We start from the raw sequence: 22480 nt of genomic DNA, 5'->3' as shown, positions 1-22480 counted from the left end.
TCACCATTCTTGCTTGATCATGCGAGTTCGATTTCGGACGCCTCTGCCGCTCCTCGCGTCCGTCAGCCGACGGCCGCCGCGTTGGACGTCTCTGAGCTCACTCGCTCGTTCGCCATCTCCCGCAATTTGTGCTTCAATATCTTGCCGGTGGAAGCCGCGGGCAAAGCGTCAAGCACGATCAGTTCGGTCGGACGCTTGTACGATGTGAGCAATTGGGCCGTGTACGCCTTGAGGTCCTCGACGCTGACGCGGGCACCGGGAAGAAGCTGAACGAACGCGACGACCTCCTCGTTGCCATCGACCGATCGTCCCACCACAGCCGATTGGACGACCTGGTCGTGCGCGTTCAGCACCGCCTCCACCTCGGCGGGGTAAACGTTGAAGCCGGAACGAATGATCAGCTCCTTGGTGCGGCCGGCGATATAGAGATGCCCCTTGCCGTTCACCCGCGCGAGATCCCCCGTGTTGAACCATCCCCGATCATCGATCGCCGCCGCCGTCAGGTCGGGCGCGCGATAGTAGCCGAGCATGATGTTCGGACCTCGAACGTGCAATTCGCCCACCTCGCCGGTCGCCACCTTCTTTCCTTGTCCGTCCACGATTCGATGCTCGATGCCGGGAAGAAAGGGCCCGACCGATTCATCCGAGACGGGTTGTTCCGAACGGACGCCCGTGAGTCCCGGTGAGCATTCCGTGATGCCGTAATTGTTCAGCAGCGGGATTCCAAACTCGTCCTCGATCCGCTTCTTGAGATCGAGGTCGAGCGGAGCGCCGGCGACCGCCATGATGCGCAACCTGCCCCGTTCGAGCCCTTGGATGCCCTTGACCGCCTTGTGTTCGAGCAGACGCTGATATGTGGCGGGAACGCCGAACAGGCTTGTAATCCCCTCCTCGGCGATGGCATGAGCCAGCGCAGCGGGATCGGCCTTGGCCACGACATGCAACGTGCCGCCGTGCATCAGCGTCGAGATCAGCAAAATCGCATACCCGACGATGTGCGACATCGGCAGCACGCCGTAGATCCGGTCGCCTGGACTGCTTTGGCGAAGGATTCCCGACGTCCTTGCGGTGAAGAGGAGGTTGCGATGGCTCAGCATGACGCCCTTCGGTGCGCCGGTCGTGCCCGAGGTGTATAAAAGGCCTGCGACCTGGTGGGCGCCATCCTTCTCGACGGGCTCCGCTTCGGCATCCGCATTGAGAGGACCGATGCCGATTCCGCCGAACGGCCCCACGGCGCCGATCTTCGCCCCGAGGCGGGCGGCATGATCGGCCGCTTCCTTCGATAGAGCCGAGTTGAACAGCACGCGTCTTGCGCCGCTGTGCGTCCCGATCAGGTCGATCTCTCTTGGCGAAAGGCGGGGATTGACTGGAATACCCCAGGCATCGAGCTTGCTCGCTGCGAAGAGCATCACGCCGAGGGCCACGCTGTTCTCACTGGCAATCATCACACGATCGCCGGGCCTGATGCCCAAACCAGCCAGGTCTTTTGCCGCGGCATCGACAGCATCCGAGAACTGCCGGTAGCTCCAGGAACGCCTGCCTTCCACGAAGGCCGGGTGATCCGGGATGTCCCGCACGAAAGGCGCGTAGACTTCGTGCACCCTGGACGGCAGGCCGTCCAGCAGTTCGGCCGCGGTGAGCTCGTCCACGCTCCTCATGCCATCCTCCCCTGTGCCTTGTTTTCGGCAGCGTTGCGGCTCCTTCAACCGGGAGGTCCGCACCCTTCCTATTGGCCGGAGGAGTAAAGCGTTCTAAAATAGAACTGTCAAGTCGAGCGAATGTCGAGCGAACTTCAAACGACGACATCTTGGCAAAGGCATAGAATTCCAATTTAGAATTGATCGCCTCTGCGCGATCATCGGAGAGATCAGCTAAGCGCGACTACCATTTCTCGACCCACGGCCGCAGCACGACTTCAAAGGCCCAGGTCGACCGATGCTGATGGTGCAGTTGCAGATAGGTTTCCGCGATATGGGCGGGGTCGGCCATATTGTCATCGACAGTCGTTCCCGCCAGCCGGTGCGCGCGGGTCCCGTCCTCCTGAGTCCACCCGATCGCGGCGTCGATCGGCACATTCGCCACGTGGATTCCCTGCGGCATCAATTCTCTCGCCATGCTTTGCGCGAGTCCGGACTTGGCATGGCACGCCATCGCGAATGCGCCGCTTGATGGAAAGCCCTTGAGCGCCGCGCTGGCGTTCGTGAAAATGATCGTTCCTCTCGCACCATTGGCATCAGGCTCGTTTCCGAGCATGAGCCGAGCGGCCTGTTGACCCACCAGAAACGCGCTGAACGCGGAGTTTCGAAGTGTCTCGAGCGCCATGACCGGATCGGCCTCGATAACGTTCTTGCGGAAAATGCCGGGAACGCGACCGTCGATGTTGTGCACGACAAGCCTCGGCGTCCCGATCTCTTGAACGACGTTCGCGAACAATTGCGCCACGGCCGCCGGTTCGCTTGCATCGCAGGTGTATCGCCGCACCCCATGCGTCTTCTCGAGAGTCTCAAGGACCGCTTTTTGGGGATGCCTGGCTGCGACGCCGACACGCATCCCGTTTTCAGCGAACAGCCTGGCGCAACTCGAGCTGATGCCCGGGCCGCCGCCGACAATGAGAGCTACGTCCTGGTTTGAAGGTTGGGTGTCGTGTTCGGATTGAGTCATGTTACCCCCTCGGATGAGTTTGGCGACCTATTGGTTCACTGCAACGACGACCTTGCCCTTTGCGCGCCCGGTCTCGACATAGGCCAGCGCATCCGCGGTCTTCTCAAACGGAAAAACCTTATCCACGACCGGACGGATTACGCCGGATTCGATCAGGGACGTGATTTCGCGTAGCTGCTGTCCTTGCGCTCGCATGAACAGGAATGAGAAGCGCACACCAAGTTTGCTGGCTTTCTTCCGCACACCATGGCTCAGCAAACGCATCACCAGTTTCAGGAAGAGGTTCATGCCCTGCTCCCTGGCGAATTCGGGGTCGGGCGGCCCGGAGATTGAGATGAGCAAGCCGCCCGGCTTGAGCACGCGCAGAGATTTTTCGAGCGCCTTGGCGTCCTGGCTGTGCAGGACCAGATCGTAGCCCGACAAGACCTTCTCGAAATCCTGCGTCTTGTAATCGATGACCAGGTCCGCGCCGAGACTCTTGACCAGCTCGACATTTTTCGCGCTCGTCGTCGTCGCAACGACCGCACCGAGATGCTTGGCGAGCTGGATGGCGAAAGTCCCCACCCCGCCGGAGCCGGCCTGGATGAAGACCTTCTGGCCAGGCTTCAGCTTGCCCACCTCGACCAGCGCCTGCCAAGCGGTCAGCCCCACTAGCGGGATGGAGGCGGCCTCTTCCATGCTGATATTTTTGGGCCTTAGCGCCACGTCCGCTTCATTGATGGCAATGAATTCGGCGAATGTTCCGACCCGATGATCGCGCGGCCGTGCATAGACCTCGTCGCCTGCCTTGAGCCGCCTGACATTGCGGCCAACCCTGACGACTAGCCCGGCAACATCGTGGCCCAGAATGAAAGGCGGACGATACGGCAGGATGAGTTTGAATTCTCCATCCCTGATCTTGGAGTCCAGAACGTTCACAGCAGTTGCATGAACCCGAACCAGGACATCATCGTCCCGCAACTCCGGTTCTGGCATGGTTGCTAGGCGCAGAGCGCCTTTCTTCTTGTATTTGTCGACAACGAATGCCTTCATGATGTCATCTCCAATTTGAAATTTGGTCGCGGCGTCAGGCGTCGAGGAAGGACAGCGCCTTCGGCACGAAATCGGCATGGTTCTGGAAAATCCCGCCATGCCCGGCATCTTCGTAGATGACCAATTGTGCGCCCGGGATACGCCGTGCCATGTCGGTGCTGTTTGCGGTCGGCACCATGATGTCGTTGTCGCCATTCGCGATCAGGACCGGGATGCGGATGCTGCCGAGATCCTGAGGCGCCTGCTGGCCCCAGCTCTTGATGGCCTTGAGTTGCCGCAACAGGGCCTCTGGCGTGGCTCCTTTGTCCCGATCTGCCTTACGCTCCTTCAGCCTTGCCAGAAAGGCCTTTGCGGCCCGGCGGCCATTGGCCGTGGAGGTGAAGAACAGGTAGAATTTCGGGTCTCGCAAGGTCAGCAAGCCCTTGATCATCAGTGGCCAGGACACCGGCCCAACCTTCTCGATACCTTTGCCGCCTGCCGGGCCCGTGCCGGTCAGAATCAGCTTTCGCACGAGATTAGGCGCCTTCAGCGCGATATCCTGGGCCACGAAACCGCCGAGGGAAAAGCCGAGCAGATCGACTTTTTCAAAGCCCAGCGCGGCGATCAGAGCAATCGTATCTTGCGCCATTTCGCCAACCGTAAGAGGCGCTTTCCCGCTAGAAGCGCCGATACCTCGGTAGTCGATCGCGATGACGCGATGCCTGGTGGCGAGCCCATCGACGATCGGTGGATCGAAATTGTCGAGAACCGCGCCCCAATGGTTGAGAAGGATCAACGGCACGCCCGTGCGCGGACCGATATCGCGATAGGCAAAGGTTATTCCTGCAACACTGATCGAAAGATTTGGCGCGTCGACATAGCGCACAACCGATCCCGGGCGGCTGACATAGTTTGACATCACTTGCTCCATAGTTCGTCTGACACCGGAATCGCTGAGATCAGAGGGACATCGGTCGATTTGGCACGGCCATTCCATTGCGCAACCAGAGATGCACGGCTTGCTGCGCCGCCGCTGGCCCCGACACCAACCCAATGCTGGCTCGGGATCGGCGCAATTTCTGCGTTCTGTCTGCTCGGCTCCGGTCTTCTCAATTTGGTCTGGAATACCGACGCTCGATCTGTTACTATTAATTTAGTATTAAGTCACTACTAAAACGAGACTTACATGAAAAAACTTTCGGATCAGCCCTGCATGATCGCCCGGAGCCTGGCGATTGTCGGGGACGCATGGAGCATGCTGATCATGCGCGATGCCCATGGAGGGCTGACCCGCTTCGACGACTTTCGTAAGAGTCTCGGTATCGCGCCGACGATGCTGACGGGTCGGCTTTCAGCCCTGGTTGACGAGGGATTGCTGGAGAAGCGCCGTTATTCAGAACGTCCGGCACGGGATGAATATGTGCTGACGGAAGCCGGGCGCGACTTCTTGCCGGTCCTCTTTGCGATTGGCGCGTGGGGACGCAAGCATCGTGGCGGAGGCAAGATGATCCGCTTCTTCGACGCCGAGAACGGAACGGAGATTGATGCCCTCACCATCGACCGCGCGACCGGCGCTCCGATCGGAACACGTTCCATTCGTATCGCCGAACCCGAATGAGTTATTCCCATTCCGCCTTCAAGGCAATGAACCCGCCGGGTCTCACCCGTAACTGGGAGAACGCTTCTCAATAAAAGCCCGGACGGCTTCGGCGTGCTGCGCAGTGCCCGCCGCAACGACCATCCTCTCGGCCTCCTGATCCATTGACGTCAGGAAGTCAGCCGACAGCGCAAGATCGAGATTATCCTTGATAGAGGCAAACGCGCTCGCCGGACCGTCCGCCAACGTCCTCGCCACTGCAAATGCTTCGTGCTGCAGTTCAGAATCGGACACCACGCGATTTACCAGCCCCAGCGCTTCGCAGCGGCGTGCATCGATACGTTCGGACAAGAACATCAGTTCGCGGGCACGCGCCGTCCCGGCCAGCCGGGTCAACAGCCACGAGACACCGTAATCGCCGGTGAGTGCAATCCTGGCGTAGCCAGTCGTCATGATGGCGGATTCGGCTGCTATACGAAGGTCGCAGGCGAGCGCGATCGCAAGCCCGGCGCCAGCCGCCGGTCCCGGCAAGGCCGCGATGGTGGGCTTCCGCACCGAGACAAGTACGCCGGTCAGGGTTCGCTGACGTTCCCGCAATCGCGCAACCTTGTCGCTGACTGACATGGCCGGCGCGGCAGAGTTGCCGCCCATCCCCTTGACGTCGCCGCCCGAACAGAAAGCAGTGCCTGCACCTGTTATCAGGAGGGCTCCGACTTCAGGATCATCTCCATTCTGCTTGATCATTCGGCGCAACGCCGGCGTAAGCTGATCGGACAATGAATTTCGGGCTTCAGGTCGGTTCAAGGTCATCACCGCGACGCGATCCCGGATCGCGCAAAGCAGTTCGTCCGTCCCCGTATCAACCGAGATTGATCCATCACTCATGGTTCTGACCTTTCAAGTCCCGCGGATAGCTCTCCAAAGTGACCCAGCGCGCCGTGTCCCCGCTTCTTTTCGTTCGAGCATCACCAATTTTCGCGGAATGGCCGCAGTTCCGTAAGGAATGACCAGGCCGACCGGTCCTGACCGTAAAGATGAAGCAATTCGTCGGCGATCGCGGCAGGCTTGATGAAGAATTCATCCGGTTTGTCGCTCATCCGCGCGCGCATCCGAGGCGTATCGATAACGGCGTCGATGAGAACGTAGGAGACGTGCACGCCGAGAGGTCCCATGTCACGTGCGATCGACTCGGCCAAAATACGCTGCGCCGCCTTTGTCGGAGCGAAGCCGGCGAAATTAGCTTTGCCTCGGATCGAAGACGTGTTTCCGGTCACAAGGATTGCACCCCTGCCGCGATCGATCATGTCAGGCGCCACTTCGCGGGCCAAGTACAATAGGCCCATCACGTTGACTTCGAAGTTGCCCTTCAGCATCTTCGGCTCGATCTCGCGAAAATTCCCCCAGCCCCCTCCGACCGCGTTGTGGATGAGAACGTCAACCGGGCCGAAACGCCGCTTTATGTCACTGATTACGGTCCGCACCTGGCTCTCGTCCGAGACGTCACAGGTCAACGCGTGCACGTCAGGAAGCTCTTGCGCAAGGCGATTGATGAGTTCTTTAGAGCGAGCCAGCGCGATGATGCGGAAACCACCGGCAGAGAAGCGCTTGACGATGGCAGCTCCGGTGCCTGGCCCTACCCCGGTCACGATCGCGATTGGCTTCTCGGTCATTTGATGCTTCCTTTGAGCTATTGTCCGGCCGCTCTCTTGTGAATTCGCTCGGATTGCGACTGATAGGCGGCAGCTTCGTGCCCGGACACCAGGGACAAGCGCACCGGGACGTTCTTGTGGTAGGGCGTGCCCGCAATGGGATCGCGGTTGCCGCTCTCGGTGAGCAGATTGATGCGCGGTCCGTTGATCAGGCGCTCTCCATCCGACGTCGGGTATGCCTGGCCGTAACCGTGCGGCAGCGCCAGCTGGCCCTTGCGCATGGCGTCATCGACTTTGGAGCGGACAACGAGCCGCCCGACCGACGACTCGACGGCGATCCAGTCACCATCCTTTGCGCCCAACTCGCTCAGATCGCTCGAATTGATCAACAGGGCGCCGTCCGGGTCCTCGCGACGCCACGCGGGATCGCGAAATATCTGGTTGGCATTGAACATGCGACGGCCACCAGCCGCCAGCATGAACGGGAACTCTTTTGGCGCGCCCGCCGCTTGAGGATCGAGACGGGCGAGCCATTCCAACATCTGTGGCACCACCAGCCGAACTTTGCGATCCGAATGGCTGATCAATGACCAGACCTCGTCATAGTCGTGCCGGGTAACCGCTGTGCCCTGCCGAGCGGCCACGATAGTGTTGAACAGGAGATTTCCGAGCTGCTGGTCCGCCACCTCGTCGGATGCGCCGATCGCCCGCCGCACTGCTCGCGGCGATCGCTTCGCGCAAGCCAATGCCGCACTCCACATAGGCGCCGCGGCCGCCGTACCGTCCGGAAGCGTCTGCCCCAGCGTATGGTAGAGCACCAGGGCAGGCACTGCCGCAGGGTTTTCAGCGATGAAAGCGCGGAAGGCCGCGGCGAATTCAGGTCGCGAGTGCCGTGCAATTTCGCGCAACGGCGCGAGCACATTGTCACCCGGCAGAAGCCCCAAGGCGATGGCAAGCCGCGTGTAGATCTCGGGCTCCGGCAAGGTACCGGCGAGCGGCGGCAAGACACCGGCACGAACTTGAAAATAGTTTGTCGGGAAGTCGTAGTTGAACAGAGTAAACTCGGTCTTCTCGAATTGCGAGGAGGCCGGGAGAACGTAATGCGCGAGCCGTGCGGTCTCGGTCATAGCAACGTCGACCACGACGCACAGGTCCAGCGACTGCAGCGCGCGTTCTACCGCCTCGGTGTTTGCGGCGGTGTTGGCCGGATTGGAGCTGTCGATCCAGGCGCAATGTAACCGATCCGGATGGTCCTTGAGCACCGCTTCGGGGAAGATGTTGGGCGGCAACAAGCCGCCAATAATAGCATCGCCGGTCGGCGCGAATGTCTGGTTCGGAGAATTTCCCCATAGCGGTTGAAGCCAGCTATGCAACTGGTTGGTGCCTTCACGGCCGAAATTGCCGGAAAGCATGATCAAGAGCTTCTCGAGATAGGAGTTCAGAGTCGAGTTGACGCCTTGCTGGATGCCAAGCTCGACCCGAACCACCATGGCCTTCGCGGCCGCGATCATCGCCGCGCAGCGCTCCAGCTCCGCGATCGAGATATCGGCGGCGGCGGCCCATTCCTCAACGGGAATGTTCAATAGCGCTTGCCTCACTTCCGCGAAGCCGATCGTATGCTCCTCAATGAACGCGTGGTCGATCCGGTCGGAATGGACGAGCGTGGCCAGTAGCGCGCCAAGGAGAAATGCATCGGCGCCGGGACGAACCGCAAGATGCAGATCCGCCATCTCTGCGGTTTCGGTTCGCCGGGGGTCGATGACGATCAGCTTGCGTGCGGGATCTTTGCGAATTTGATTGAGATGGTCGCGCGCATTGGGGAAGCCGTGCGCGATCCAGGGATTTGCACCGATGACAAGCAAGAGATCGCAATGATGCACGTCCTCTGTCGTGTGGCAGGTTTGGCTGCCGAACATGTGGCCATTGACCCAGAAGTCGCCGGTTTTCTCCTGCGAAAGGGCGTTGAAGACGCTGCGCGAACCCAGCGCGCGCAACAGTCCGCTGGCGTAGGCGCCGCCAGCGTGGTTGCCCTGCCCACCGCCGCCATAAAGGGCAATGCTCTTCCCGCCATACCTGTCGACGATGTCTCGCAGCCGCTGCGCGATTTCTGCGATCGCCACGTCCCATTCGATCTCGTCAAAGCCGCCATCGGCGCGACGACGTAGCGGACTCGTGAGCCGATCCCCGTGATGCGCATAATAGGGAATACGGCTCGCCTTGTTGCACAGATAGCCCTGCGACTTCGGGTTCGAACGGTCGCCCCGCACTTTCTCAAGGCGCCCGTCACTCACCAAGACCTCGATACCGCAATTTACGTAACACAGGTTGCAGGCTGTCTTGAGCCACTTGCCGGCCGTCATGGTGACCTCCCTATTTGTCGCGGCGTATCGCTTTTTTTGTTCTGCGCCGGGGCTTCTGACTCCGGCGGCCAGCGGTCATACGACCGGCATCGAGAATGCTATCGGAAAGCTTCCCGGCGCCGACAGCGCGCGACAGCACGATCGATCCAACCATGGTTGCAATGGCGCCCGTCGCGATTTGGCGAGCCTGTTGGGGCGCCTCATCGGGAAGCAGCTCGACAAAGACGTCGATCATATTTTCCAGTTTGGAAGCCAAGGCCCGCCGCTCGCCCGGGCTCGATCGAGCAACATCGGCGGCCAAGGCTGGAAGCGCGCAACCTTGTCTAGGATTTTCGCGATGCCGGGGACTAAGATAATCGGCGATTAACGCATCGATGCGATCCCCGTCGACCTTTCCGTTCACCAGTCGTTTCCACCGCTCGACCATCTGGTCCATTGCAAAGGCGATTGCCTCGCCAACAAGCGCGGCACGTGAATCGAAATGGTTATAGAAGCCGCCGTGCGTCAGGCCGGCGAGCTTCATCAATTCGACAACACTGAGCCCTTCGGCACCGTTTTGGCGCAATCCGTAGGAGGCATGTTCGACGATCCGTTCGTGGGTTTGGCGCCTGTGGTCTTCTACGTAACGCATCACCCCTCCGTGCAACCTCATGGGTGGCCGGCTGTACAAGCCGTTCCCATCCCCTCCCTGCAATTCTGGAACCGCGCTTTTGCAGACCACGGCAACATTTCATTGCAATGCCCACTATCTTATATGACTATCGTCATATAACAACAGCGATCAACAGGAGAATTCGCCATGGCCGCCGCTTCCGATCCCGTCGTCATCCTCTCCGCCGCCCGTACGCCACTCGGCCGCTTCATGGGCGAGCTCTCGCCGTTGAGCGCACACAAGCTCGGCTCTCACGTGATTGGAGCAGCTCTGGAACGGGCCAAGCTGGCGCCCGAGCGGATCGACGAGGTGTTCATGGCAACGTGTTGCCGGCCGGACAGGGACAGGCTCCGGCACGCCAGGCCGCTCGCGGCGCCAAATTGCCGGATGCTACCGGCGCCACCACCATCAACAAGGTCTGCGGCTCCGGTATGAAGGCCACCATGCTCGCTCACGACATCATCAATGCGGGCTCCGCCGAGATCATTCTTTCTGGCGGCATGGAGAGTATGAGCAATGCGCCCTATTTGCTGGCCAAGGCGCGTGGCGGCTATCGCGCTGGCCACGACCGCATCATCGACCACATGCTGATGGACGGGCTGGAAGATGCCTACGAGACCGGACGCTCGATGGGCGACTTTGGCGAGGCTACGGCCGAGGCCTATCAATTCACCCGCAAGGACCAGGACCAGTATGCGATCGAGACCTTGACCCGCGCCCGCAAGGCGGTTGAAGGCGGCGCGTTCAAGGCTGAGATTGCTCCGATCACGCTGACCGAGAAAGCCGGGCCCCGGATCATCTCCAATGACGAACATCCGCTCAAAGTCGATCCCGCCAAAATCCCCGGGCTGAAAGCCGCGTTCCGCGCCAACGGCACCATCACGCCGGCGGCCTCGTCCGCCAATGCTGACGGCGCTGCGGCGCTCATCTTGGCGAAACGCTCGCTGGCCGATCGCGACGGCCTCCCGGTGCTCGCCGAGATCAAGGGCCATGCCACCCACAGCCAGGAGCCACAATGGTTCACCACGGCCCCCATCCCGGCTATTCGCAAGCTTTTGGACAAGGTCGGCTGGAGCGTTGGCGACGTGGATCTGTTCGAGATCAATGAGGCATTCGCCGTCGTAGCGATGGCGGCGCAGAAGGATCTCGGCATCCCCAGAGAGAAGCTGAACGTCAACGGCGGCGCCTGCGCGCTGGGTCATCCCATCGGCGCCACCGGCGCGCGGCTGATCGTGACACTGCTGCACGCGCTCGAAGCGCAGAACCTCAGGCGCGGCGTCGCATCGCTCTGCATCGGCGGCGGCGAAGCCACCGCCATAGCGATCGAGCGCGTCGTCCGCTGACACCACGCCTGGGCGGACAAGAGCGGACTGGGCGAGCGGCGCGAACCGCGTCACTCGTCGTCCTAATCTACCTATCCCGATCACGCGAAAGGTCCCATGGCTGACCTGATCAACACCGCGCCGCGGGACGTTCCCACCTCCGGCGCGCTGCCGATCGCGGTCCTTTCCGTCCTGGCCGCGATGGGCACGCTCGCGACCAACATTCTGCTGCCGTCTCTGCCGCAGATTGCGATCTCATTGAATGTCACGAGTGCGGCGGTCACGTCCGCCATCACCGTCTTTCTCGCCGTGTTCGGGTTGGGCCAGCTCCTGGTCGGACCACTGTCCGATCGCTACGGAAGACGTTGGCCGGTCCTGATCGGATTTGCCGTGTTCTTCGCCGGCAGCGTTTGGTGCGGTCTGGCAAACGATCTGCCAAATCTCCTGGTCGGCCGCGTCGTGCAGGCAGCAGGCGCTTGCGCGACTTCGGTGCTGTCTCGCGCCATCGCCCGCGACATGTTCAGCGGCGCGGCTCTGGCACGCGCAATGGCGCTCATCATGATCGTGATGTCCGCAGCTCCCGGGTTCTCGCCGCTGCTGGGCGGCGCACTCGACCACAGCTTCGGCTGGCGCGCCGAATTCGCGCTCGTCGCCGCCTTTGCCGCAATCGGCGCCGTCGCCTACAGCATTGTGCTCGGCGAAACCCACCATTCGATCCGCACGCCGTTCAATCCGATTGTCATCGGCAGGACCTATGCCGGCCTGATTGGCGACCGGCGCTTCGCTATCCCCGCGGCCACCTCGAGCCTCATCATAGGCGGCTTGTTCTCGATGTTTTCGGCTGCACCGCGCTTGTTCATCGAGGCGCTGCACTTCACGCCGGTTCAGCTCGGCCTCTTCTTCGCCGGCACTGTCTTTATCGTATTCGCGGCTGGCATGCTGGCGACGAGATTGGCGCCACGCTACGGGCTCGATGGTCCGATCCGGGCAGCATTGTTGGCGACAGCGGCCAGCAGCCTTGCGGTTCTGCTCATCTCGATGCTCAACCCGACTTTCTTGCCGTTTCTGGGCGCGATGAGCGTCTATCTCTTCGGCATGGGGATTGTCAGTCCCCTGGCCACCGCACGCGCGCTCTCTCCATTCGGCAACAAGGCCGGCGCGGCTTCGGCGCTGCTGGGCTTCTGGCAGATGATGACCGCAGCGATCGGCGTGTGGCTTGCTGCCACGGTGTCGCATGAAGCGATGCTGGCGCTGGGCGTCGTGTTGAGCGCCTTTTCGCTGCTGGCCCTTGGCCTGTACGCGCGGGGCCCCGGGACTTGATCAGCTCGTGACTCCACACGCGCTCTCCGGCACGGCATCAGGCGCCGTGGAATTCCGGCTTGCTGCTTCCCGCTGGGCGCTTCATCTCGAACATGTTCTCGGTCCGGACCTCGAGGTAGTCTCCACCACGGCCGGCGCGCAGAATGGGACGCGCAAGTGCCGTGTTGTAGACGCCGTCCTCGATCAACGATTTGTCGATGTAGACCGCGACGACCTCGCCAAGCACGAACCATCCTTCGACCTTTTCTCCGCGTGCGTTGGCCAGCTGAGAGACCTCGACGACCTTGCATTCCATGGCGGCCCTGCTCTCGCCCACCCGCGGCACGGCAACGTGGCGTCCGGGTATTGGCGTCAGTCCAGCTGCTTCGAACTCGCTCACGCCGTGATCGAGCGGCGTCGCTGTTACGTTCATGCGCTCGCCGAGATCCATGGTGACCAGGTTCCAGACGAATTCGCGGGTCTCGCTGACGTTCTTGACGGTGTCTTTCCACGAAATCGACGAGAACCCGATGATCGGAGGATCGTAGAGGAACGCATTGAAAAAACTGTACGGCGCGAGGTTCAATTGACCGGCCGCATTCCGCGACGAAATCCAGCCAATCGGACGCGGCGCGACAATCGCGTTGAACGGATTATGTCGGAGGCCGTGGCCCTTTGAAGGCTCATAGTAGTGGAAGTTGGACGGATCCATAAAGTCCCTTTCCCAAGGCCGGCGAAACTCGGCCATCGCTCGCTAGTCGAACTCCATCACACCGCAAGCGGCTCCCGCTACCACTTCTCGCCGAAGGGGCGAATCTCCAGCTCGAAGGTCCAGGCGCTTTTGGGCTGCTGATAAAGCAGCCAGTAGGACTCCGCGACCGATGAGGGCGGCATCAGAAGATCCGGGTCATCGAGCGCATTGGGACCAAGCGCCTCGATCCGCCGCTGGCGGACCCATTCGGTATCAACTCCGGAATCGATGATGAGATGGGCGACGTGGATGTTCTTTGGACCCAGTTCGCGCGCGGTCGCTTGCGCAACGGCGCGCAGGCCGAACTTTGCGCTGGCGAAGGCCGCGTATCCGCTTCCGCCGCGAAGGCTCGCGGTCGCACCGGTGAAGAAGATATTGCCCTTGCCGCGGGGCAGCATCAGGCGGGCTGCCTCACGGCCGGCGAGAAAGCCGGAATAGCAGGCCATCTCCCAGACCTTGCGGAATACGCGTTCGGTCGTATCCAGGATGGGAAAATTGACGTTTGCGCCGATGTTGAAGATACAAACCTCGAGCGGCGCGTGCTTGTCCGCATCGCCAAGAAAGGAGATGATCTCCTCTTCCTTGCGCGCATCGAGGGAGCGTGCGTGAATTTCGCCGCCTGCCGCCTCGATTTCCTTGACGAGCGGCTCGAGCTTGGCTCCGTTGCGGCGCCCGGCGAACACGGTGAAGCCCTCCGAAGCGAACTTCTTGGCGATCTCGCCGCCGATATAGTCACCGGCGCCGATCACGGCCACGGTTGCGTTTCTCTTTTGCAAGGTGTCCTCCCGGTAAAGTTAGATATGTTGCCTGCGGAATTCGGGCGTCTGCACCGCAGGGGTTGCACCACCCTCGCGCAAGGACTCCGCTAGCTTGTGCTTGAGTATCTTGCCGGTCGAGGTCGCCGGCAAGGCATCAAGTATGACGATTTCGGACGGCCGCTTGTAGGAAGTCAACTGAGATCGGACGAAACTCATCAGGGCCTCGGCCGTCGTGCGAGATCCCGGCAGCAATTGCACAAAGGCGACAACCTCCTCATTGCCCTCCGCGGCACGACCGACCACGGCGGATTGCACGACGTCCTTGTGTGAACTGAGAACTGCTTCGACCTCCGCGGGATAGACGTTGAAACCGGAACGAATGATCATTTCCTTGGTGCGGCCGACGACGTACAGACAATCGCCGTCGAAACGCGCGAGATCGCCGGTATTGAACCAGCCCTCGCTGTCAATCACCTTCGCGGTGAGTTCGGGGGCACGATAGTACCCCAGCATCACGTTCCGCCCGCGGACGTGCAGCTCACCGACTTCACCTGATGCCGTCGGAAATCCTTCGATGGTTCGCACCCGCGCCTCCACACCGGGCAGCAGCGTGCCAACCGCCTGATCCGAGCGTGGCCTATCGAAACGTACGCCTGATATTCCCGGCGAGCATTCGGTGATGCCGTATCCGTTCAGCAACGGAAGCCCGAGTTCCTTCTCCACTCGCAACTTCAGATTCAAATCCAGCGGCGCGCCGGCGACGGCAATCAAGCGCAACGCGCCCCGGGCGAGCTGTTCCACGCCTGATACGCTCTTGTACTCCAGCAGGCGCTGATAGGTGGCGGGCACGCCATTGAGGATGGTAACGCCCTCCTGCGCGATCGCCTTTGCGGTCGCGGCCGGATCGAATTTGCTGACCATCCGCACCGTACCGCCGACCATCAGCGTCATGATCAGGAGCGAGATGCCGACGATATGCGAGATCGGCAGCACGAGGTAGATCTTGTCGTCCTCGTTCATCCTGCGGAAATAGGCGGTGGTCCTTGCGCTGATGAGCAAATTGTCATGCGAGAGCATCACGCCCTTCGGGGTCCCCGTCGTGCCCGAGGTGTAGATCAACACCGCAACCTGGTTTGCGGGATCCGCCTCAACGGGCTGGACCGTCGCGCTTTCGTTGAGCGGACCGACACCGATGTCCAGCAGTGCGCCGATCCGCCGATTCTCGGCGCCACAGCGCGAGGCATGAGCAGCGGCCTCTTTCGAAACACCTGCCGTGAAGAACATCCGGCGGGCGCCGCTATGGTCGCGGATCTGGTCCAGTTCGCGCGCCGACAAGCGCGGATTGGCGACGATCGCCCAGGCGTCGAGCCGGCTCGCCGCCAGCAGCAAGGCGGCAAGCGCAATACAGTTCTCACTGACAATGATCAGCCGGTCGCCGGCCCTGATCCCGAGCGAGGAAAGAACGCCCGCAACCTCGTTAACGCGCCGCTCGAGGTCTCCGTAAGTCCAGGAAGCTCCGTCTTCAACCAGCGCAATTCGGCTAGGCGCTTTGGCCACCTGGCTTGCCGCTACTTCATGGATGCGGCCCGGCAAGCCGACAGCAATCTCGTCGAGACTGATCGCCTCTGAACGCTCCACCATCGACTGACCTCCCGATCGAACCCTGCCGACGTTCCGATGCGGCGCCTTTAACTTAACGTTCTATTTTAGAACTCGTCAATCGGGAATTCACCGTCGGAGTTCGCTGCGGCGTTCGAATGTGCAATCCGGCTCGGTTCATTTGACCTCTCAGTATGAAAGCCGCCGTTTACAACGCGGTACCCGACAGGCTAGTGTTAGAGTATCAAATAAGAACTACGAGGGAGAACGAATATGGCGGCGAGCCGCGGTGTAGCGATACTTGTGGGCGCAGGCGACGCCATCGGGGCGGCGGTCGCCCGTCGTTTTGCCGAGGGCGGCTATACGGTTTGCATCTGCAGGCGTGATGCATCCAAATCGCAGGGGCTTGTGGGCGAGTTGAGGGCTCAAGGGCATGACATTCACGCGTTCAGCGTCGATGCGCGCCAGGAAGCAGACGTCCAAGGCATATTCGCGCGGGTGGAGAAAGAGCTCGGGCCCATCGAGGTCTGCCTCTACAATGCCGGCTCCAACGTCAACAAGCCTCTGCTCGACACCACGGAGAAGCTGTTCTTCAAAGCCTGGGAACTGGCCTGCTACGGCGGCTTCCTGGTTGGACGCGAGGCTGCCCGCGTGATGCTGCCGCGTGGACGCGGCACCATCTTCTTCACCGGAGCGACCGCCAGTGTGCGCGGCAGCAAGGGATTTGCCGCGTTTTCGTCGGCGAAGTTCGGACTGCGAGCAGTTGCCCAGGCGATGGCGCGCGAGCTTGGACCGAAGAACATTCACGTCGTACACCTCTTGATCGACGCCGGCGTGGATAGCGAGGCGATTCACCAGCGCATGAAGGCAGCGAAAGGAATCGAAGCAAGCGACATTCCGCCGGATAGCCTGACCAAGACGTCCTCCATTGCCGAAGCCTATTGGTTCACCCACCAGCAAAGCAGAGACGGCTGGACCCACGAACTCGATCTACGCCCGTCCGTGGAGAAGTGGTAACATGAGCGCGACACCAAACCTGACGCTGTGGGGCGTTGGAACAAGCCGCACCATTCGTCCGCATTGGGCCATGCACGAGCTGGGCCTGGTCTACGAGACAAAGCCCATTGGGCCGCGAACCGGCGAAACCAAGACCGCAGAATACTCGAAGCTCAATCCGCGCCAGAAGATCCCGCTGCTTCAGGATGGCGACTTCTGCATCGGCGAGAGCGCGGCGATCGTTGCCTACCTGTCGCGAACGTACTCCACGACGGAACGCTCGCTGATTCCGGAAGCCACCCGCGAGTATGCCGCCTGGCTGGAATGGTGTTTCTTTATCGTCGCGGAGCTGGATTCCACCAGCCTCTACGTGATGCGCCGCCATCGGGCCGACGCGCTCGGCCCGATCTACGGCATTGCGCCCGAGGTCGTTGCCCAGGCCGGCGAGTATTTCCGCCAGCAGTTGCGCCATGTCGAAGTCGCGCTCGCAGACGGCCGGCAATTTCTGATGGGCGACCGGTTTACCAGCGCAGACATCCTGCTCACGACCTGCCTTGAGTGGGCCATCGTCTATGGCGTGCCCATTTGCGACAACGCTCAGCCCTATCTCGATCGCATCAGGAGAAGGGAAGCATTTCAGCGAGCCCTCGCGGCGAATGTTGCGATGGCCCCGATCACGCCGGTGCCAGCGAAGGTCTAGAAGACGGCTGCCGACGGGCTTCGCGGTTAGACCGCGACGCGTACGCTGCGCTCGGCGACCATCCTGTCAATGGCGCTGTCGTCGTAACCCAGTTCGTGCAACACGTCGCGGGAGTGCTCGCCGACCCTGGGAGCAGGTCCACCGATCGCGGCCTCGTTGATCGCAAAGCGGGCAGCGGGCTTGGGTTGACGCACCCGGCCGACCTTGGGTTGATCGAACTCCGCGATGATCTCGCGCGCGACCACCTGCTCATTGTGGATGATCTCGCCGCGTCGCAGGATCGGCGAGCAAGGGACGTCGGCGGCATCTAGACGTTCCAGCCATTCAGCGGTGGTGTGCTGGCTGATATACTCCGCCATCTTGTTGATGCGCGCCGTGGCGTTGACCGAGCGCGCCGCCGGCGTCGCAAAGCGGGGATCTTTGGCAAGCTCTGGATCGCCGGAGGCCTGACAAAAACCCTGCCATTCGGAATCGGAAATGGTACCGGCGGTGATGTAGCCGTCGCTGGTCTTGAACACGAGATCGGGCCGATCGTTGGGATCGGCAGCAGCGGCCTCTGCACCCACCACCGTGTACTGCATCATGCCCTCGGGCCACAAGTATGAGATCATCGCATCCAGCATAGCGACCTGAATGTGATCACCCTCCCCTGTCTTCTCGCGGGCGTAGAGCGCCGCTGCCACCGCCTGCGCGGTGAACACGGCGGTGGTCTTGTCACATACGATGGTCCGGATCATCTGCGGACGGTTCGTGACCGGCTGCGACTGGATATCGGCAAAGCCCGATAGGCCCTGAATGATCGGGTCGTAAACGCGCTTTTTCACATAGGGTCCGGTGTCACCAACACCGCTGATGGAAACATAGATCAGGCGCGGATGACGCTGGCGCAACTCTTCGACGCCGAGACCGAGGCGCTCCATGGTCCCCGGCCGGAAATTCTGCACCAGCACATCCGCCTGCGCGACCAATTTGGCAAGAACCTCACGGCCGGTCGCGCTCTTGACATCGATCGACAACGAACGCTTGCCGCGGTTTGACGAAATGAACAGTGCAGAGAACTCGCCATCCTTGTCGATGGTGGCGCGGCTACGCCGGGTAATGTCGCCGCCGATCGGCTCGATCTTCAGGACGTCGGCGCCCTGATCCGCCAGAAACATGGTCGCGAACGGGCCCGACACCACACCTGTCAGATCGAGGACACGGACGCCGTTGAGTGGACCGGGCATGACATTCTCCCTGAATGATTTTATTATGAGCCGACTGAGTTTTCGCGATGCAAGCGCCGGGACATCTGCCCGGCTCTGCAAGGCTTCAGGTTTTGACCTCAGGCCGTCCTTGAAACGGGCCGGCCGATCTGCTCGACGATCGACTCCTCCACATCGCGAAGCTGGTCCTTGCCGAAGAACATTTCACTTCCAACGAAGAAGGTCGGCGAGCCGAATGCGCCGCGGTTGACGGCGTCGGTGGTGCGATCGATCAACCCCTTCTTGACGTCATCCTGCTGCGCACGCGCAAGCAACTGATCGATATCGACGCCTGAGGAGATGAATGCATTCCGGAAGGTTTCGAGGTCATCCATCTTCTTCGGCTCCTCCCACATGTGGTGATAGGCTGCGCGGAAATAGGGCTCGAACACGCCTTCGAACTTCGCTGCGACGGCGCCGCGCATCAACATCAGCGTATTGACCGGAAAAAACGGATTCGACCGGAATTTCGTCGCATGATGGCGGCGAATGAAGCGTTCCGTCTCCAGCGACTGGTATTCCGGCTTGTTCTTGATGCCGTGAAGGGATTCGAACGGGGACATGTTGCCCGTCGCCTTGAAGATGCCGCCGAGCAGGACCGGGACATAGTCGAATTTGACGCCGGTGCGTCGTTCGATTCCGGGAAGGGCGAGCTCCGCGAGGTAAGCGTTCGGGCTGCCGAAATCGAACAGGAATTCAACTTTCAGGGACATGTCAACTACTCCCGCAGAGCGCAGCGATGGTCAGGCCTGGTGATCTTCTATGCCGAAACTGGCTGTTAATCGTTCATACAGTTCTAAAATTGAACTGTCAAATCTCCCCTGAATTCTGTACTTTGGCTTGGCCGCCGGGGTATTTGTTTCAACTTTAGTGCCTATCTAGAATGGCGTGCGGTTTTCCTCATGCTTCGAGCGGAACAGGCGTCGTCGGTCGACCGGAGAGCAGGAATGAAATGGGATGAACTTGAGCAAGAGCCATGTTCGATGGCTCGCACTATCGGGGTGATTGGTGACCGCTGGACGCTTCTTATTCTCCGCGAGTGCTTCCTGCGCACGCGCCGTTTCGAGGGTTTTCAGTCAGCGCTTGGAATCACGCGCCATCTGCTCGCAGAACGGCTGAAAAAGCTGGTTCGGCAGGGCGTCCTGCGCCGCATTCCCTATCAGGAATCGCCCAAACGCCACGAGTATATCCTGACGCAAAAGGGCCTCGACCTCTATCCGATCATGATGGCGCTGGTGCATTGGGGCGACACCCACATGGTCGACGAACGCGGGCGTCCCCTTCTGCATGAGCACCGCAAATGCGGCAAGATGTTCGACCCCGTGATGGTGTGCTCGGAATGCGGCGAGCCGCTTTCAGCCAGGGAAGTTCATGTCCATCCTGGACCAGGCGCCCGCCCGGCTCCGGAGAGAGTTTTGCTCGACAAAAAAGCAAAGCCGAAGCCCCGCAAGAAAGCGGCGTAAGGGCGCCAAGCCGCGTTTCCCACAATGGCCGCAGGCGACTCGCCCCCGAACGTAGTATTCAGCCTGCTCGCGAACTCGACCGTCATAGCCTCGAACATCCAATCAGGATGAAAAAGGTGAGTTGCTGCTTAAGCAGATGCCCGCCCTCATACCCGGTGTCCGCCAGTACGATGGCTTAGCGTGGATTAGCGTCTGAGTTTGCTTTTTGGAACATCCCGCCAAGAAGTCGAATCTTGAGATGACCACCGCCTTTTCTTTTGAGGTACGGACCTTGTCCAGGGGTGACCGTCGTCCTTCGGTGGCGAACGCGAAGTGGCAGGTGTATCTGATGATAATACAACGCGGATTTGCTGCTCGCCGTCGATGACCACTTCCGCTGGCCCCCGAGCCAGTTGATCCGTCGCCGAAGGTCGACCAAGCCATCAACGGCGGATATCCGTGGTTGCAAATCGAATGCTCGCTGCAAGACCCGCCGAGACGTCGATCTGGCGGCGCTACACCGCGTTGGCACGGACCGCCAGCGATGTGGCGTGTCAGCCGCCCACTTCGCTCCCGCTTTCAGAGTAAGCACGGGTACGCCGCCCCATCGGTGATTAATGAGTCAACGTATCGAGCAAAGCAAGGCTCTGCTGATAAACTCAACATCGTCGCTGACGGAAATTGCGATCAAATGCGGCTTCTCCGATCAAAGTCACTTCACCTGAGTATTCTCGGCGGCTGTGGGCACCACACCGGGTCGCTGGCGACTGATCTGGAAGGACTAGCTAAGGTCCATACTCATCAACTCAGCAGATACCTTCGTTGAGCGCACGCGATCTCTTATGGTGTGTCAGGCGATCGAGCAACGCGGTCGTCATCTTCATTGGCATCGTTGGGCAAGCGGCGCGGGCTACGCCCGTTGATGGGTCGAGTGTTCGGCGAGCCTCAGCTCGGTCTCACGAGTGTTTCACACGCTTTGCCGATGCGGTCACAAGCGGCACGCAAGACATCCGTGTCAACCGCGTAGACAATACGCACGTATGGGGACATACCGAATGCGGCCCCGTGAACGACGCCGACACCCGCTTAAATCATCGTTGGTCGAACTTGGTCAGTCGCCACCGCACGAGATCGTCGGCGCCTGGCCCGGCGTGCGGCCGGACGTCTCTCAACCGCACCACCTCCCCCGACTTGTCGTCAATCAATGCGACCTTCACCGGACGTCCGCTGTTCTTGTTGATGAACCTAAGCGGCGGCCCCGCGTCGCCTGCAATGGCCCACTTGTCGCCGACCTGGGCAAGCGCCTGAATCACCAGGGCCATGTCCCAGCCTCTTCGTGTCAGGATGTATTCATAGCGATCGGGGCCCGTCTGGTACTGCCGCCGCTCGATCAACTCGTTTTCTTCCAAATGCCCGAGCCGGTCCGACAGCGTCGCGTGAGTCACCCCGGTTGACTTCCTCAGCTCCTCATATTTGCTCAGCCCCAGCGAGAGATCGCGCAGGATCAGCATGGCCCAGCGGTCGCCGACAGCGTCGAGCACGCCGGCAATCGAGCACGTCATTCCCTCAAAGCTCTTCGACCGCATCGCTTCCTGTCCTCTCAAGCCACTCTGATTATTAGAGTAATTCGATTGCCTGCGCAAATCTCGGGAAAGGGCTTGCCTTCCAATCACTCTTATTATTAGAGTTTATGCAAAGCAACGGAGGAACGGCCATGGCTGATCTGCGGGATCTGGTTCTCGAGGCCCACGGCGCCGGGCAATGGAAGCGGTTTCGTCGCATTGAAGGGGACATGTCGATCGTCGGCGGCCTCTGGGCGCGAAAAGGCTGGCCGGACGCGCTGAAGAACGTTCGGGTCGCCGCCGATATCACCGGACAGCAGCTCAGCTACGAGCCGTTCACGGCCGAGGGCCTGCGCAGCTTCTATCGTCCCGACCTGGTCGCGATCGATGCTTTCGATGGCAAGCGCCTCAAGCAGAGGTCCAATCCTCGCGAGGCATTTTCCAGCCACACGCCGGCGACGCCTTGGGACGATCTCCACCTCGCCTATTTCAGTGGTTATGCGATGTGGAACTACCTGAACACGCCCTTCCTGTTCGCGCGGCCTGGCTTTGCAACCGAGGAGATCGCGCCGTGGATTGAAGGCCGTGAGACGTGGCGCCGGCTCAAGGTCACTTTCCCGGAGTCGGTCGACACACATTCACCCGAGCAAGTGTTCTATGTCGACGACAACGGCTTGATTGCGCGGCTCGATTATTTCGCGAACGTAACCGGCGGCATTCCGACCGCGCACTACACGTCCGGCTATCGCGACTTCGAGGGGATCAAGATTCCCACCAGACGCCGCGCCTATCGCCGAAACACCGACGGAACTCCGATCCAGGACGGGATCGCCGTCGCCATCGACATCAGCAATATAAGTTTTGCGTGAGGGAGGTG

At 60.8% G+C, this 22480-nt stretch carries 21 protein-coding genes and 1 pseudogene; 8 read left to right on the top strand and 14 right to left on the bottom strand.

Going from position 1 to position 22480, the window contains the following annotated elements; genetic code table 11:
* Positions 1 to 62: 62 nt before the first annotated feature.
* The 4 genes from IVA81_RS03745 to IVA81_RS03730 all read right to left on the bottom strand — a co-directional run bounded on the left by IVA81_RS03745 (position 63) and on the right by IVA81_RS03730 (position 4591).
* Complete coding sequence (locus tag IVA81_RS03745; RefSeq protein ID WP_247312413.1) at positions 63 to 1658, bottom strand: AMP-binding protein; 1596 nt, start codon at positions 1656 to 1658, stop codon at positions 63 to 65.
* A gap of 223 nt (positions 1659 to 1881) precedes the next feature.
* Positions 1882 to 2661, bottom strand: a complete 780-nt coding sequence (locus IVA81_RS03740) for an SDR family oxidoreductase (protein ID WP_247312410.1) — start codon at positions 2659 to 2661, stop codon at positions 1882 to 1884.
* Between the two features lie 27 nt (positions 2662 to 2688).
* Positions 2689 to 3693 (bottom strand): NADP-dependent oxidoreductase, encoded by a 1005-nt coding sequence (locus tag IVA81_RS03735; RefSeq protein ID WP_247312407.1) that lies wholly within the window; start codon positions 3691 to 3693, stop codon positions 2689 to 2691.
* Between the two features lie 34 nt (positions 3694 to 3727).
* Complete coding sequence (locus IVA81_RS03730) at positions 3728 to 4591, bottom strand: alpha/beta hydrolase (RefSeq protein ID WP_247312404.1); 864 nt, start codon at positions 4589 to 4591, stop codon at positions 3728 to 3730.
* 267 nt (positions 4592 to 4858) lie between these two features.
* On the opposite strand from IVA81_RS03730, the gene IVA81_RS03725 reads away from it, so the two are divergent.
* The gene (locus IVA81_RS03725) at positions 4859 to 5290 is read left to right on the top strand and encodes a helix-turn-helix domain-containing protein (RefSeq protein ID WP_247312402.1); all 432 of its coding nucleotides are present in this window, start codon (positions 4859 to 4861) and stop codon (positions 5288 to 5290) included.
* A gap of 42 nt (positions 5291 to 5332) precedes the next feature.
* On the opposite strand, the gene IVA81_RS03720 is transcribed toward IVA81_RS03725, so the two are convergent.
* The 4 genes from IVA81_RS03720 to IVA81_RS03705 form a co-directional block, all read right to left on the bottom strand.
* Positions 5333 to 6154, bottom strand: coding sequence for an enoyl-CoA hydratase-related protein (locus IVA81_RS03720; protein ID WP_247312399.1), 822 nt, complete (start codon positions 6152 to 6154; stop codon positions 5333 to 5335).
* A gap of 80 nt (positions 6155 to 6234) precedes the next feature.
* Complete coding sequence (locus IVA81_RS03715; protein ID WP_247312396.1) at positions 6235 to 6939, bottom strand: SDR family NAD(P)-dependent oxidoreductase; 705 nt, start codon at positions 6937 to 6939, stop codon at positions 6235 to 6237.
* 17 nt (positions 6940 to 6956) lie between these two features.
* Positions 6957 to 9278, bottom strand: a complete 2322-nt coding sequence (locus tag IVA81_RS03710; RefSeq protein ID WP_247312394.1) for a molybdopterin-dependent oxidoreductase — start codon at positions 9276 to 9278, stop codon at positions 6957 to 6959.
* 10 nt (positions 9279 to 9288) lie between these two features.
* Positions 9289 to 9909: a TetR/AcrR family transcriptional regulator gene (locus IVA81_RS03705; protein WP_247312390.1), complete on the bottom strand. Its 621-nt coding sequence runs from the start codon at positions 9907 to 9909 to the stop codon at positions 9289 to 9291.
* A gap of 168 nt (positions 9910 to 10077) precedes the next feature.
* Here IVA81_RS03705 and IVA81_RS03700 point away from each other — a divergent pair.
* Positions 10078 to 11273, top strand: a pseudogene (locus IVA81_RS03700) (acetyl-CoA C-acyltransferase).
* 96 nt (positions 11274 to 11369) lie between these two features.
* Complete coding sequence (locus IVA81_RS03695) at positions 11370 to 12572, top strand: multidrug effflux MFS transporter (protein ID WP_247312385.1); 1203 nt, start codon at positions 11370 to 11372, stop codon at positions 12570 to 12572.
* A 37-nt stretch (positions 12573 to 12609) separates the two neighbouring features.
* Here IVA81_RS03695 and IVA81_RS03690 read toward each other — a convergent pair whose 3' ends face one another.
* From IVA81_RS03690 to IVA81_RS03680, 3 genes are all read right to left on the bottom strand, one after another.
* Complete coding sequence (locus IVA81_RS03690) at positions 12610 to 13263, bottom strand: flavin reductase family protein (protein WP_247313313.1); 654 nt, start codon at positions 13261 to 13263, stop codon at positions 12610 to 12612.
* A gap of 77 nt (positions 13264 to 13340) precedes the next feature.
* Positions 13341 to 14078 (bottom strand): SDR family oxidoreductase, encoded by a 738-nt coding sequence (locus tag IVA81_RS03685; protein ID WP_247312382.1) that lies wholly within the window; start codon positions 14076 to 14078, stop codon positions 13341 to 13343.
* Between the two features lie 18 nt (positions 14079 to 14096).
* The gene (locus IVA81_RS03680; RefSeq protein ID WP_247312379.1) at positions 14097 to 15701 is read right to left on the bottom strand and encodes an AMP-binding protein; all 1605 of its coding nucleotides are present in this window, start codon (positions 15699 to 15701) and stop codon (positions 14097 to 14099) included.
* A 231-nt stretch (positions 15702 to 15932) separates the two neighbouring features.
* On the opposite strand from IVA81_RS03680, the gene IVA81_RS03675 reads away from it, so the two are divergent.
* Positions 15933 to 16676, top strand: a complete 744-nt coding sequence (locus IVA81_RS03675; protein WP_247312376.1) for an SDR family NAD(P)-dependent oxidoreductase — start codon at positions 15933 to 15935, stop codon at positions 16674 to 16676.
* A 1-nt stretch (position 16677) separates the two neighbouring features.
* On the top strand, positions 16678 to 17355 hold the full coding sequence (locus tag IVA81_RS03670) for a glutathione S-transferase family protein (RefSeq protein ID WP_247312373.1): 678 nt from the start codon (positions 16678 to 16680) through the stop codon (positions 17353 to 17355).
* A gap of 26 nt (positions 17356 to 17381) precedes the next feature.
* On the opposite strand, the gene IVA81_RS03665 is transcribed toward IVA81_RS03670, so the two are convergent.
* Positions 17382 to 18581, bottom strand: coding sequence for a CaiB/BaiF CoA-transferase family protein (locus IVA81_RS03665; protein ID WP_247312370.1), 1200 nt, complete (start codon positions 18579 to 18581; stop codon positions 17382 to 17384).
* A 98-nt stretch (positions 18582 to 18679) separates the two neighbouring features.
* Positions 18680 to 19312, bottom strand: a complete 633-nt coding sequence (locus IVA81_RS03660) for a 2-hydroxychromene-2-carboxylate isomerase (protein WP_247312367.1) — start codon at positions 19310 to 19312, stop codon at positions 18680 to 18682.
* A 234-nt stretch (positions 19313 to 19546) separates the two neighbouring features.
* Between IVA81_RS03660 and IVA81_RS03655 the strand changes: the two genes are divergently transcribed.
* Together IVA81_RS03655 and IVA81_RS40600 are read left to right on the top strand one after the other, a co-directional pair.
* Positions 19547 to 20062 carry a helix-turn-helix domain-containing protein gene (locus IVA81_RS03655; RefSeq protein WP_247312364.1) on the top strand — a complete coding sequence of 172 codons (516 nt, stop codon included), beginning with the start codon at positions 19547 to 19549 and terminating at the stop codon, positions 20060 to 20062.
* Between the two features lie 596 nt (positions 20063 to 20658).
* Positions 20659 to 20766 (top strand): hypothetical protein, encoded by a 108-nt coding sequence (locus IVA81_RS40600; RefSeq protein WP_346659362.1) that lies wholly within the window; start codon positions 20659 to 20661, stop codon positions 20764 to 20766.
* 366 nt (positions 20767 to 21132) lie between these two features.
* Here IVA81_RS40600 and IVA81_RS03650 read toward each other — a convergent pair whose 3' ends face one another.
* Complete coding sequence (locus IVA81_RS03650; protein WP_247312362.1) at positions 21133 to 21627, bottom strand: helix-turn-helix domain-containing protein; 495 nt, start codon at positions 21625 to 21627, stop codon at positions 21133 to 21135.
* Positions 21628 to 21755: 128 nt separating this feature from the next.
* Between IVA81_RS03650 and IVA81_RS03645 the strand changes: the two genes are divergently transcribed.
* Positions 21756 to 22472, top strand: a complete 717-nt coding sequence (locus tag IVA81_RS03645) for a hypothetical protein (RefSeq protein WP_247312359.1) — start codon at positions 21756 to 21758, stop codon at positions 22470 to 22472.
* Positions 22473 to 22480 lie beyond the last annotated feature (8 nt).

The organism is Bradyrhizobium sp. 141, assembly GCF_023074055.1.
Classification (GTDB): Bacteria; Pseudomonadota; Alphaproteobacteria; order Rhizobiales; family Xanthobacteraceae; genus Bradyrhizobium.
This window is presented reverse-complemented; position numbering and strand designations above follow the sequence as displayed.

Coding starts and splice junctions, on each gene's coding strand:
- IVA81_RS03745 (WP_247312413.1), bottom strand. CDS start 1,658: ATGAGGAGCGTGGACGAGCTCACCGCGGCCGAACTGCTGGACGGCCTG.
- IVA81_RS03740 (WP_247312410.1), bottom strand. CDS start 2,661: ATGACTCAATCCGAACACGACACCCAACCTTCAAACCAGGACGTAGCT.
- IVA81_RS03735 (WP_247312407.1), bottom strand. CDS start 3,693: ATGAAGGCATTCGTTGTCGACAAATACAAGAAGAAAGGCGCTCTGCGC.
- IVA81_RS03730 (WP_247312404.1), bottom strand. CDS start 4,591: ATGTCAAACTATGTCAGCCGCCCGGGATCGGTTGTGCGCTATGTCGAC.
- IVA81_RS03725 (WP_247312402.1), top strand. CDS start 4,859: ATGAAAAAACTTTCGGATCAGCCCTGCATGATCGCCCGGAGCCTGGCG.
- IVA81_RS03720 (WP_247312399.1), bottom strand. CDS start 6,154: ATGAGTGATGGATCAATCTCGGTTGATACGGGGACGGACGAACTGCTT.
- IVA81_RS03715 (WP_247312396.1), bottom strand. CDS start 6,939: ATGACCGAGAAGCCAATCGCGATCGTGACCGGGGTAGGGCCAGGCACC.
- IVA81_RS03710 (WP_247312394.1), bottom strand. CDS start 9,278: ATGACGGCCGGCAAGTGGCTCAAGACAGCCTGCAACCTGTGTTACGTA.
- IVA81_RS03705 (WP_247312390.1), bottom strand. CDS start 9,909: ATGCGTTACGTAGAAGACCACAGGCGCCAAACCCACGAACGGATCGTC.
- IVA81_RS03695 (WP_247312385.1), top strand. CDS start 11,370: ATGGCTGACCTGATCAACACCGCGCCGCGGGACGTTCCCACCTCCGGC.
- IVA81_RS03690 (WP_247313313.1), bottom strand. CDS start 13,263: ATGGATCCGTCCAACTTCCACTACTATGAGCCTTCAAAGGGCCACGGC.
- IVA81_RS03680 (WP_247312379.1), bottom strand. CDS start 15,701: ATGGTGGAGCGTTCAGAGGCGATCAGTCTCGACGAGATTGCTGTCGGC.
- IVA81_RS03675 (WP_247312376.1), top strand. CDS start 15,933: ATGGCGGCGAGCCGCGGTGTAGCGATACTTGTGGGCGCAGGCGACGCC.
- IVA81_RS03670 (WP_247312373.1), top strand. CDS start 16,678: ATGAGCGCGACACCAAACCTGACGCTGTGGGGCGTTGGAACAAGCCGC.
- IVA81_RS03665 (WP_247312370.1), bottom strand. CDS start 18,581: ATGCCCGGTCCACTCAACGGCGTCCGTGTCCTCGATCTGACAGGTGTG.
- IVA81_RS03660 (WP_247312367.1), bottom strand. CDS start 19,312: ATGTCCCTGAAAGTTGAATTCCTGTTCGATTTCGGCAGCCCGAACGCT.
- IVA81_RS03655 (WP_247312364.1), top strand. CDS start 19,547: ATGAAATGGGATGAACTTGAGCAAGAGCCATGTTCGATGGCTCGCACT.
- IVA81_RS40600 (WP_346659362.1), top strand. CDS start 20,659: ATGAGTCAACGTATCGAGCAAAGCAAGGCTCTGCTGATAAACTCAACA.
- IVA81_RS03650 (WP_247312362.1), bottom strand. CDS start 21,627: ATGCGGTCGAAGAGCTTTGAGGGAATGACGTGCTCGATTGCCGGCGTG.
- IVA81_RS03645 (WP_247312359.1), top strand. CDS start 21,756: ATGGCTGATCTGCGGGATCTGGTTCTCGAGGCCCACGGCGCCGGGCAA.